General features: G+C 32.0%; 13 protein-coding genes. All 13 read left to right on the forward strand.

Translation table 11 applies throughout. From position 1 onward, the window contains the following. Window positions 1–236 precede the first annotated feature (236 nt). The 13 genes from IA57_RS04145 (at window position 237) to IA57_RS04205 (ending at window position 12,273) form a co-directional block, all read left to right on the forward strand. Window positions 237–794, forward strand: coding sequence for a GNAT family N-acetyltransferase (locus tag IA57_RS04145; RefSeq protein WP_051880981.1), 558 nt, complete (start codon window positions 237–239; stop codon window positions 792–794). A gap of 173 nt (window positions 795–967) precedes the next feature. Then, on the forward strand, window positions 968–1,201 hold the full coding sequence (locus IA57_RS04150) for a hypothetical protein (protein ID WP_036119697.1): 234 nt from the start codon (window positions 968–970) through the stop codon (window positions 1,199–1,201). Continuing rightward, window positions 1,185–1,487, forward strand: a complete 303-nt coding sequence (locus IA57_RS04155) for a type II toxin-antitoxin system RelE/ParE family toxin (RefSeq protein ID WP_036119700.1) — start codon at window positions 1,185–1,187, stop codon at window positions 1,485–1,487. The genes IA57_RS04150 and IA57_RS04155 overlap by 17 nt, the downstream gene beginning before the upstream one ends. A gap of 166 nt (window positions 1,488–1,653) precedes the next feature. Continuing rightward, window positions 1,654–2,484 (forward strand): hypothetical protein, encoded by an 831-nt coding sequence (locus IA57_RS04160; RefSeq protein ID WP_036119702.1) that lies wholly within the window; start codon window positions 1,654–1,656, stop codon window positions 2,482–2,484. Between the two features lie 215 nt (window positions 2,485–2,699). Then, complete coding sequence (locus IA57_RS04165; protein ID WP_036119706.1) at window positions 2,700–3,563, forward strand: hypothetical protein; 864 nt, start codon at window positions 2,700–2,702, stop codon at window positions 3,561–3,563. A gap of 147 nt (window positions 3,564–3,710) precedes the next feature. After that, a complete protein-coding gene (locus IA57_RS04170; RefSeq protein ID WP_036119709.1) occupies window positions 3,711–4,754 on the forward strand; it encodes a tetratricopeptide repeat protein in 1,044 nt (347 codons plus the stop codon). Window positions 4,755–4,929: 175 nt separating this feature from the next. Beyond that, window positions 4,930–5,460 (forward strand): hypothetical protein, encoded by a 531-nt coding sequence (locus IA57_RS04175; protein ID WP_051880982.1) that lies wholly within the window; start codon window positions 4,930–4,932, stop codon window positions 5,458–5,460. A gap of 533 nt (window positions 5,461–5,993) precedes the next feature. Next, on the forward strand, window positions 5,994–6,662 hold the full coding sequence (locus tag IA57_RS04180; protein WP_036119713.1) for a hypothetical protein: 669 nt from the start codon (window positions 5,994–5,996) through the stop codon (window positions 6,660–6,662). A gap of 498 nt (window positions 6,663–7,160) precedes the next feature. Further along, the gene (locus IA57_RS04185; protein ID WP_036119716.1) at window positions 7,161–8,291 is read left to right on the forward strand and encodes an acyltransferase family protein; all 1,131 of its coding nucleotides are present in this window, start codon (window positions 7,161–7,163) and stop codon (window positions 8,289–8,291) included. Between the two features lie 578 nt (window positions 8,292–8,869). Further along, on the forward strand, window positions 8,870–9,598 hold the full coding sequence (locus IA57_RS04190; RefSeq protein ID WP_036119718.1) for a hypothetical protein: 729 nt from the start codon (window positions 8,870–8,872) through the stop codon (window positions 9,596–9,598). A 161-nt stretch (window positions 9,599–9,759) separates the two neighbouring features. After that, window positions 9,760–10,869, forward strand: coding sequence for a hypothetical protein (locus IA57_RS04195; RefSeq protein ID WP_036119721.1), 1,110 nt, complete (start codon window positions 9,760–9,762; stop codon window positions 10,867–10,869). A 163-nt stretch (window positions 10,870–11,032) separates the two neighbouring features. Continuing rightward, window positions 11,033–11,404: a hypothetical protein gene (locus IA57_RS04200; RefSeq protein ID WP_036119724.1), complete on the forward strand. Its 372-nt coding sequence runs from the start codon at window positions 11,033–11,035 to the stop codon at window positions 11,402–11,404. Beyond that, window positions 11,404–12,273, forward strand: a complete 870-nt coding sequence (locus tag IA57_RS04205) for an exonuclease domain-containing protein (RefSeq protein WP_036119727.1) — start codon at window positions 11,404–11,406, stop codon at window positions 12,271–12,273. Before IA57_RS04200 ends, IA57_RS04205 begins: the two co-directional genes overlap by 1 nt. The last annotated feature ends 5 nt before the right edge of the window (window positions 12,274–12,278 follow it).

The following is a 12,278-nucleotide window of genomic DNA, read 5'->3' on the forward strand; positions in this document are numbered from 1 at the left end:
GCTGAAAAAGAATAAAAGAACTTCCAAGCTTTGCGCTGACATCACTCAGACCCAAAACTTACGGATATAAACCACAGCAGGCAACAACGGCTATAGTTCATTGCTACGTCATTTTTTGTCCGATATTCCGGGATATTTGTTATCTTTCGTCCACGGCGGAAAAAACTTAACCCTTTTCCCCCGCAACAAACCATAGCCACACCCGTTGCCACACATTTGAGAAAATTACGCTGAAATTGAAAAAAGAATACATTTTTAAATCTGAAAGACTTGGATTTCGCAATTGGAGCGAAACTGATTTGACCGAATTTGCGAAAATAAATGCGGATTTGGAAGTAATGGAACATTTCCCAAAGCCACTGACGGAAAAAGAAACATCGGAATTTATTGACCGACTTAAAAAACACTATACAAAAAATGGATTCAATTACTTCGCAACGGAAATTTTGGAGAGTGGAGAACTAATCGGATTTATTGGTTTGGCATTTCAAGATTATAAAACGGACTTCACGCCTGCCGTTGACATTGGATGGCGATTAAAAAAAAGTGCTTGGGGAAAAGGATATGCAACCGAAGGTGCTAAAAAATGTCTTGAATTTGCATTTAGTGAGCTGAATTTAGAAAAAATCATATCAACGTGTACAGAGAAAAATTCTAAATCAGAAAACGTGATGAAAAAAATTGGAATGGAAAAAATCGGAGAATTTAAACATCCGAAATTGAAAGAATATCCCGAATACGAAAAATGTATTTGTTACGGAATAAATAAAAACGTGTGGCAACACCGTGTATAGCTCATTGCGGCTGAATTCCTAATCGGAATTCATTGCAATTTGCTATCTTTGATCATACAGCGGAAAATCCTCAGCGGATTTCCCGCAACAAGCCATACACAAACCCGTTATGCAACAGTTAAAAATCACGTTCAAAAAGAGAATGATAAGATTAAATTTGTAACTTTGGTATTATGGATTTAAGTATAGAAAATAAAAAAATTGAATTAATTCAGTGGTTATCGACATTGAACGACAAGTCTTTGATTGACAAACTAATGAAATTAAGAGAAAAAGAAAAAACTGATTGGTGGAATGAAATTTCAGCAAAAGAAAAAGAATCTATTGAAAAAGGAATTCAAGATGCGGATAACGGAAAACTGACTTCTCACTCAAGCGTGAAAGGAATCTATGAAAAGTGGCTATAAAATACTGTGGACTGACCACGCAATATCAGAACTTAAAGAAACCATTGAATACCTAGAAAATAACTGGACCGAAAAAGAAGTAAGAACTTTTTCTGTAAAATTAGACCACACAATTGAACTGATTTCAAAAACACCCGAAATCTTCCCAGAATCATTTGAGAAAAAAACTATCCGAAAAGCTGTTGTTGAAAAGCACAACAATCTTTATTATCGAATTAATAAAAATTCGGTTGAGATTGTTTCTTTATTTTCAAATAGAAAAAACCCGTATAAGAAAAAAATATAAAAACCGTTGCATAACACCGGCTATAGTTCATTGCTTCTGACTTTCCTATCGGAAAGTCCTCGCAAATTTGCTATCTTCGGTTTACGGCGGAAAATCCTCGCGGATTTTCACGCAACGAAACCATAGCCAAACCGTTGCCAACAATATAAAAAACACACTTAACAATATGAAAAAACACATACTTTTAACATTATTACTGACTATTTCAGCTTTTGCCTTCTCACAAAATTCAAAAGAAGAAACATCTGAATTTTTTAAACAAATTCAATCTAAAAAAATTATAGCAAATGTATTCAATGCTGTAAAAGAATCTATCAAAACAAATGAAAAAGAATTATTTGAAAGTCAAGATTTAGAATATGGAAAAACAGAAGAGATTGAAATCTTTCATAATTTTCTTGATGAAGAAATCAATTTATTTATAGATGACACATACAATGAAATGCGATACAAATATTCAACTAAACCTAAAGATAGTATTTTAAAATACATCTCTATTGCTAAAGAAAACCAAACTGAAGTTTTGGAGAAATCAGGATTCAAACAAGAATTAGAATCAATACTGAAAGAAAAACAAGTTTATCTGATTAATGACATAAACTTAACTTTACGTGAAATTAGAGCTAAATACAATCCATTGATTTTAAAAGTTTTCGAAAATGGAGAAGAATCCGATGTGTCTAAAATTGATTTGGATTTGTATCTAAACACTAATAATGAAAAGAACCCAAAACTGTCAATCTTAAACAAATCTAATTCGGAAATAGATTTACCAGAAAATTTTGATTTTAATCAAATCGAATCATTAACAATAAAATATCTTGGAAAAGAATATATCGTGGAAAGATTTAATAATTCAATGCCAAAAGAAATACAAGAATTGACAAGCCCTTTATCGAAATATTGTTTTGAGCAACTCGAAAAATGGACTTTACGAATTGATGAAAACAATATTATATTAGAAACACGAGGAACAATTGGTCAAGCGAGGAAATAAATACTGTTGGCAACAACGTATATAACTCATAGCTAGATAGTTACTTAATTCAAAGTTAAGTTGTATTTGCAAGTCCGCCAAATTTTTAAATTTGACGATTTCCAATAAAAAGATAAATAGTAAAATTTAAAAATCTGGCTTGTGCTTAATCTGAAAATAATTGTCTAATTTGCACGCTACGAGCTATATACAAAACCGTTGCCTGTAATTTAAAAATGACAAGAATACTAACGATATTAATGATTCTAATTTCTGCAAATACGTTTGCTCAGGAATCCAAATATTGTGATGCAGAATGGTGTAGCCTGCCGAAAAATCACGAAGCACATTTTGATCCATACTACAATGGACATCTTTGTGAGAACTTTGATTCTAAACAAGCTGATTTTAGTGCAAAGTATTTAAGACTTCAAACAGACAGATTATCAAAAATAGCAATCGATAAAACCGAACAATTAGTCCAGTATAAATTCGACACAGACTCACTATTTAACACAGGTGAATTTCAACAAAATGGAATCATTGGGTTAGATTATAAAAGAATTAGATTCCATATTTCTGACACTAAACAAAAAGAAGGTGAATTAGAATTTATTATAAGTGGTAAGTCCAATGTTTCGGGAAATATCTGTGACTTCAAGGGTAGTTTAAAAATTCTCAAAGTATTTGAAATCACTGAGAATTATGACTTTCCTGGACAAGCTTCACTTTTTGCGGAATACGAATTCTATGAAGACAGTACACAAAATCATGTCGGAATATTCAAAGGAACATTTGAATGCTCTATCGTAATTGACCACGAGACAAAAGAAATCAAGCTAGACGAAAGTTTTGCGATTGCAGACGGTTATTATAACCGAACCTACGTGGGCACGTGGAAAAGTTATAAGTCTGGAACTTTAAAAAAATGTATTTGGGGTGATTATCGACTTCCATTCACATTCGACTTTGACGGTGGTGATGGTGAAATGATGGTTAATGAAAAATATATTGAAAATGGTTGGACAACATTTGGAGATGGCTCGGAGTACGAGTATTCAAAAGGTAAGCCCAGACTGAAAAACCAATGGTGGAAATAAAAAAACTACAGGCAACAACGGCTATAGTTCATTGCTGCTGACTTTCCTCTCGGAAAGTCCTCGCAAATTTGCTATCTTCGGTTTACGGCGGAAAATCCTTGCGGATTTTCACGCAACGAAACCATAGCCAAACCGTTGTAAACAATTATGAAAAAACTCTTACTTCAAATAATATTTTTAATTGCATTTTGTGCTTTCGGTTTTTCTCAAAAATCTGAAATGAGCAATGCTTTCAAGAACAAAGAGTTTGAAAAAGTAATTGAATTAGGCAAGCAAGTGCTCGAATCTGAACCAAATGACTTTGACGGACTTTTAGGAATTGGAAAAGCATATAACTTTCTTAATAAATTTGAAAATGCCAACACTTATTTAGAAAAAGCAATAAATTGTGCGAAACAGGATTGGCAATTCGCTTGGGCGAATATTGAATTAATGGAATCAAATTTCGCTATTGGGAAAATTGAACAAGCAAAAAAATACTATAAAAAATCTTTAGAATACAAAGGAACTAAAAATTCTACGAAAAAATTGAGAGGTTTAGCCTTGTTGTTTGGGTTTGACAAAGTATACGAGAATTGGGAAATAATGGAAACAGAAAACATCATTTTCCATTTTCAAAATAGCAATTCAATTCCTAATAAAGAAAAATATATTGCTGAAAGACAAAAAGCGTTTTCAAATATCAATGCTTTTTTTCAATCGGAATTACCTAAAAAAATTGATTTTTTCGTTTGGAAATCGAATGAAGAGGCAATTAAAGTCTTAAACAAATCATTGGGTTTTACAGAACCAAAATATTGTATTTCGCATAATAGAGACAATCAAACTAAAGGACACGAAATCACACATAGTATCTCTTTTTGGTTGGACAAAGCAAATAAGAGAAATAGACTAATAAATGAGGGAATTGGAGTTTACTTTGACCAAACTAATATGAACAGATTAGAAAAAGCCAAAAAGGAAACCCAAAACCAAAAGATTGACATTAAGGATTTCTGGAATAATGGAAATAACTATTCCGAACAAATTTTATATCCAGTTGCTGGAGCATTTGTTGAGTATTTGATTTTGCTTGACAAAAAAAAGTTTCTTGAATTATGTAAAAATCAATCTTACGAAAATGCTGAATTGATTTATGGAGCTGAATTGAAAAAAATAATATCTGAATTTAATAAACAACTGAATAAATAACTGTTTACAACAATGTATAACCGCAATTACGGCGGATTCGACTACGTCCGAATCCACTCGGAATTGCTAACGCCAGTTCTTAGCCGAAAATCATTAACTTTAATCCCGTAACTGACGGTTATACGAGACCGTTGTGTAACATTTAAAAACTGACTCTAATCCTAAAGAAACCCAAATGAATTTAAAGAAAATATTCACTTTAGACATCTTGGAAACTGCTCTACGAATTTGGACAGCTTTTTACATTTTTGTTTATGGAATGAGTAAATCAACACAATTTGATGGCTCAAAATCGGTTGACATTTCAATTAGAGACGCAACTGAATCTGATATGATGTGGGCGTTTTTCGGAACAACAAAAGAATATCCTCTGATTATCGGAGCATTACAAATCATCGGAGCTTTTTTACTACTCTTTAGAAAAACTAAACTTATTGGAGCAGTATTACTTACACCGATTTTTTTAAATATTATATTAATCGACATCTTTTATAAAATCCATCCTGGAGCTTTGAGAAATGCAATAATATTTCAATCTGTTCTGATTTTAATTTTTATAAACCAACGAAAAAGAATAAAAGAAATTTTTAAAATAATGACTTTGAGTAATGACAAAACTATCTCTTTCGGAATTTCTCTAATTAAATTTCTGATAAGTGTAATTTTAGCATTCTTAATGTTTTTGATTTTTAATAAGTATATGTAAAAAAAACGTTACACAACACCGTGTATAGCTCATTGCGGCTGAATTCCTAATCGGAATTCATTGCAATTTGCTATCTTTGGTCATACAGCGGAAAATCCTCTGCGGATTTCCCGCAACAAGCCATACACAAAGCCGTTGCCAGCAATGGTGCTAAAAAAATCGCGGAAGCGATTTTGAGCTTCTTTATGCGGACAAAATAGCGGATATAAAAACGCAACTCTATTCGGATTTTAAACGTGTCGGATTAAAAACAAAACTAAAAGAACTTCATAGCTACTCGCAAGCAAAACGCAAGCAGTTCGCTGAAAAAAGAATAAAAGAACTTCCAAGCTTTGCGCTGACATCACTCAGACTCAAAAAAACTTACGGATTTAAACCACAGCAGGCAACAACGGCTATAGTTCATTGCTGCGTCATTTTTTGCCCGATATTCCGGGATATTTGTTATCTTTCGTCCACGGCGGAAAAACCTTAATCCTTTTCCCTCGCAACAAACCATAGCCAAACCGTTGTGGGTAATTTAAAAATAAAATATGAGTAATTATCAAACTATGCTAAAACTGTGTATGATAGGAGTGCCTATATTTACAATTTTAGCAGCAATATGTGGTTTTGGTTGGAACTATTACAGTCTAAAAATTAAAGAGGTAGAAAAAAAAGAACGTTCAAATGAACCATCAAAGAGCATAGAAAATATTTACAATGTTAGTGGAGATGTAATTCAAGGCACAAAAAATAATATAATAGACAATAATGAGGTTTTTGTTTTAGAAATAGGAAATACTAATGTAGGACCTAATCCATATTTTACTTATTCTAAGAATGAAATGGATTTTATTGTTACTGCAATAGCCGTCGGGAAAACTGTTGCTCATATAAAAAGTAAAACTTTAACTTTAGTGATGTTAAACGAAAACCAAAAACCAATTGATAAAAAAGCTTTTTTTGCAACAGATTTAAATGATAAAGACATAATATTTAAAGAGCGGCCATTTACATTTAGTCAAAAAATGGGAAATTTACCTAAAGAGCTTTTTAAAAACCTATACGTTGTAATTGATATAGAATATTCAAATGAAACAAATACTAAACATAAGCTTTTAAGAAAAATATATAAAGTAGAAACTAACTTAGCTGAGAAAAAATTACCTCAGATTGACGGTGAAAAATATGATATAATCAGTGACTTCATCGACAAATAAAAACTACCCACAACACCGGCTATAGTTCATTGCTTCTGACTTTCCTATCGGAAAGTCCTCGCAAATTTGCTATCTTCGGTTCTCGGCGGAAAATCCTCGCGAATTTTCACGCAACGAAACCATAGCCAAACACGTTGCCAGCAATGGCGTCAAAAAAATCGCGGAAGCGATTTTGAGCTTCTTTACGCGGACAAAAAAGCGGATTAAAAACAAAAATTAAAAGAACTTCCTAGCTGTTCGCAAGCAGAACGCAAGCAGTACGCTGAAAAAGAATAAAAGAACTTCCAAGCTTTACGCTGACATCACTCGGGCTCAATGCTTACGGATATAAACCACAGCAGGCAACAACGGCTATAGTTCATTGCTACGTCATTTTTTGTCCGATATTCCGGGATATTTGTTATCTTTCGTCCACGGCGGAAAAACCTTAACCCTTTTCCCCCGCAACGAAACCATAGCCAAACCGTTAGCACCAATTAAAACCCAAATCTGGCTAAATTGAAAAATATATTAAAAATTGACCTAAATCCTAATAGAATTTTTGGATTAGATGTTTTAAGAGCTTTAGCAATTTTATTTGTCGTTGCAGGACACGGAACATATTTAATGCCAAAAACGATTTCTAAATATGTGAAATTTTTCATTTTTGACGGAGTGAGTATTTTCTTTGTATTAAGCGGTTTTTTAATTGGCGGAATACTAATAAAAATACTTAAAGAAAATATAATCGATTCAAAATTAGTAATAAATTTTTGGATTCGAAGATGGTTTAGAACACTACCAAACTTCTTTTTAATATTAATAACACTCATCCTTCTAAATATAATTTTTAATGATAATTTCAGTATTTATAGTAAAAAACTATATTTTATATTTTCACAAAATCTATTTTCTAAACCCCCCCATTTTTTTCCTGAAGCTTGGAGTTTGAGCGTTGAGGAATGGTTTTATTTATTAATTCCTATTATAATATATATCTTAATAAAAATATTTAAAATTTCAATTGACAATTCTGTGCTTTTTACAGCTTTTGGGATAATTATTAGTATTACACTATTTAGATATTTCAGATTCGATACACTAACCATAGATGACATCTCAACTTGGGACAGAACATTAAGAAAACAAGTTTTTACGAGATTAGATAGTTTAATGTATGGCGTAATTGGTGCATATATCTTTTTTCATTTTAAGAATTTTTGGTATAAATATAGAATCCTATTTTTAATATTAGGAATTACTCTGTTTGTATCTATGAAATTAAATTTATTGAGTACAACAAGGTTTGGTTTATATCATTGTGTGTTTTCATTTTCAATTACTTCTTTAGCAACTCTTTTCTTAATACCATATTTAAGTTGTCTTAAAAAAGGAAAAGGTTTTCTCTTTAAAACAATAACATACATAAGTTTAGTATCATATTCTATGTATCTTATTAATTTAACAATCGTTCAAAAATGGATTTTAGGAAATATAGATTGGACATTAATACAGGACTTTAATGGATATGCCTTTTTAATAATTAGATATTTTTTATACTGGATTCTAACAGTAACTATTTCTATTTTAATTTATAAGTATTTTGAAATTCCTACTATGAATTTAAGAGATAAAATAAAAGTAAAATAACAGGTGCTAACAACGTGTATAATTAATGGCTAGTTCGAGCTTGCTTACGAAAATCCCCGCGGATTTTCTATTCGCTTTATATTTGCTAAATTGAGTGCTTAACCACGCCACTAATCATACACAATACCGTTGCAAGTAATAGCGGAAAACACTCAAACGCAAACAATTCGCAAATAAAATAAATCTGATTTTTAACAAATATTACGCTGAATTTACTCTACCGATTTTCTACTCAAACGGAATTTCTTACTCGAACGGAATCTCACTCAAACGGTATTTCCACTCAAACAGAATTTTCACTCAAACGGAATATCTACTCAAACGGAATTTCTTACTCAAACGGAATTGGAAAAAGTTAGCAGATTAAAGATAAATAAAAGTAATCGGAACAAAAAAACTACTACTTGCAACACCGTATAAAAAAAATTGCTATTTTGTGCTTAATTAAAGTGTGTTGCATTTTTGCTTGCTTCTGATTTTCCTACGGAAAATCCTCGCCCACAAAAACGCAACTTTCTTTATACAAAAACGTTGTAGGTAATTATGACCCAATTTTGAGCATTCAAATAATTAACTAAATGAAGGAATTTAACAATAAAACTGAAAGGGAATTTTTAAAAATTCTCTTAAGAATGGATGAAAAAATTGAGGTTAATTTAGGTACTTTTTTAAGTAAATGTATTCTAAATAATGACAGGTTGATTCAACTAGATAATAAAAAAATATCATTGATATTTAACTTCAAAAAAGAAAATGAATTAACTTTTATAAAAGACTTATCAATTATTATTTCACTAATTGAAATTTTAAAAGACGAAAAACTGATTTTTACACATATTAATCCTGAAATACTTAACAATCGATTAACTAAATCAGCAACAGAACCTATTCCAAAGCATATAAAGGAGAAAGGTTGGGTTGGAGTTACCGCTTTAACAAATGATAAGGAAATTCAAAATAAGATTCAAAAAAATTCTACGGATTATGGAAAATGGGAATTGCCTACGACTTTATCAAGTTATATTCTTGAATATATTGACCAGTTTTGCTATGTCAGACCAGAATTGACAGAATATATTAATAATGGATTTAATACACCTGAACAAATTCGGTTTCAGAAAACATTATTTTGGACTCGCATAGCAACTGTTATTTCATTTGTAGGTTTATTAATTGCAATTATAATTCCCATTTCAACTAATAATAATGTAGAGAAAAGCAAAGTGAATGAAATTGAAAAAGAGATAAAGGAAATCATAAAAGACACTGCATCGAGCAAACCAATCGATACTACAATAATCAAGTAATAAAGAAAAAATAACTACCTACAACAATGGCTATAAGTAATTGCTTGTTCTCGCCTACCTCTGAAAATCCTCGCGGATTTTCAGTTTGGTGTGTACTTGCTAAGTTTAACGCTAAATCACGCAACTACTCATAGCCGAGACCGTTGTGGTGCATTTGAAAAATGAAAAATCCGATTGAAGTAAAATATTTCAGAGAATGTATTCCGACCAAAGGAGTTTGGTATAGTCTGCATGGAGATATTTTCGTTTCGGTAATGCTAAAAAGCAAACCTCATGTTCGTAGGAAGGCTATTCCACCCGACAACAAAAAAGACAATAAGCTCAGTGATTGGCACAGAGAATGGCAATACGACAAAATTGAAAATCAATATGGAGAAGTAGATAGTAAAACTTATGAAGAGAATATTATCGTAGACAACGAAACTCATAGAATAGATAGCCTCGTGAAGAACGTAGCAATCGAATTTCAACATACCCTGTCTGTTAGCCTTGACGAAATGAATTCTCGATTTATAGCACATAGAAAGTTTGGATGCATTCCTTACCTCGTGATTAACTTGACGAGTTTCACATTTTCAGAATTTACTTCGGCATTTTCAGGTGTCGATAAATCACCACTGAAAACAAAGCTTAATAAATGGACTAAATCAGAGTATTGTAAAGCAAATAAACTCTTTATCGACTTAGACGACTGCATGGTTAGAGTAGTGAACTCAATTGAAAGTGGGTATTTAAAAATTAGGGAAAGTCAATTTATTCAAGGGCTGTTAGGTCTTGAAAAAGACTTGATAGACAAAATAAAAAGTGACAGAGAGAGAATAAAGCGAAGAGAAGAACAGCGACTAATTGACAAGAAACGAGCAGAAGCAAGGTCTCTTGAGAAAGAACGGGAAAGATTCTATCACGAGAAATTTGACAATCCCGATTTTAAGTTTTACCGATTCTGTTTTGCCAATCCGATAATCAAACCATACGTGATGCCTTACAATGGAGAAATTTTTGAGTATTGGTCTGATACTGAAACAGAATATGGGTATTTAGAGAAATACCATAGATATTATTCAAAGGAGAGCAGTTTCGAGATTTTGTACAAAACCGTGTCCAAGATTATAGAAACAGAAATACAAACTTATCGTGGACTGCGAATCAAGAAAGAATTTAAGTACGACCATGCAGAAATACATTTAAAAGCACGATATAAAACAATAGCTAAATTCAAGCGGACAGGAAACAAAATTGAGCTTATCCCAGAAGAAAAGCTACCGTTTTAAAATAAAAAACGACACCACAACAATGGGTATAAAACATAGGGCGGACAGAGGTTTCCGCAAGTTTCGGGCTCTTATCAAAGTTCGTCACAAGCGGACAATTAAGTGCTTCGAAAAGCCCTACGTTTCATACCCGAACCGTTAGGCAAAATTAAAACCAACAACAATGACAAGAATTTACAGAAGTTTTTCAGAACCCGATAGAGAGAATCTGACTTGGGAAGAAACTTGGAAACGAGAAGACAAAGGCTTGATTAAGAATTATGAAGTTGGTAGAGCTTTAGCAATAAAAGAACCTGAATTAGCTGAAAAAGCAAAAAGAGGAGAATTGCCTGTACTTGGATATAAAGGCGGAGTTGAAAAAGCTTTAAAGAAAAAAGAAAAAATCGGAGCATTAAATTACATTGCTAAATGGCAAGCTCTTCGAGGAGAAGACTTAAATATTGATATGGATGAGGAAATGGTTTTGACTTGCTCAAAAACAAAAGTGAGAGTTACATTTACAATGGACTTGGAAAAACTTAAAAATTCAATTTAATGGACTTTTTGGCTATTGATGTAGAAACCGCCAATTCTGATATGGCATCAATCTGCCAAATTGGATTTGTCATTTATGAAAACGGACAAATAAAAAAAGAATGGTCAAGTTTATTAGACCCAGAAGATTACTTTGACTTTTGGAACGAATCAATACATAATATAACAGAAGAAGATATTATTGACAGTCCAAAATTTCCAGAAGTATATGAGTTTCTTAAACAAAATTTAGAAAATTATATTTGTGTTTGTCACACTCATTTTGACCGAGTTTCAATAAATCGAACTTGCGAAAAATATGGACTTCCTTCAATTCAAAACAGTTGGATTGACACAGCAAAAGTTTCTCGAAGATGTTGGGAAGAATTTGCATATAAAGGATATGGACTTGCGAATGTTTGTAAAAAATTGGATTTCTCTTTTAATCACCACGATGCATTGGAAGATGCAAAAGCTTGTGCTCATATTTTACTTTCAGCAATTAAGGAAAAAGAGAACACTATTGATGATTGGCTAATAAGAGTAAACAATCCGATTTTAGCTAATGCAAAAAATTATAGTGATTCCGTTTCAAAAGAGGGAAATCCAAATGGAAATCTATTCGGAGAAATTTTAGTGTTTACAGGTTCATTACAAATTCCAAGAAGAGAAGCCTCATTACTTGCATCAGAAATAGGTTGTAAAGTAGAAAACGGAGTAACAAAGAAAACAACTCTTTTAGTGGTTGGAGACCAAGATTTAAGTAAACTTTCGGGAAAGAAAAAAAGCTCGAAACATCTAAAAGCAGAAGAATTGAAAAATAATGGACAAAACATCAGAATATTGAAAGAATCTGATTTTGTTGCATTGTACGAATCGAATAAAGAATAAATTAA

The organism is Mangrovimonas yunxiaonensis, assembly GCF_000733475.1.
Lineage (GTDB): Bacteria > Bacteroidota > Bacteroidia > Flavobacteriales > Flavobacteriaceae > Mangrovimonas > Mangrovimonas yunxiaonensis.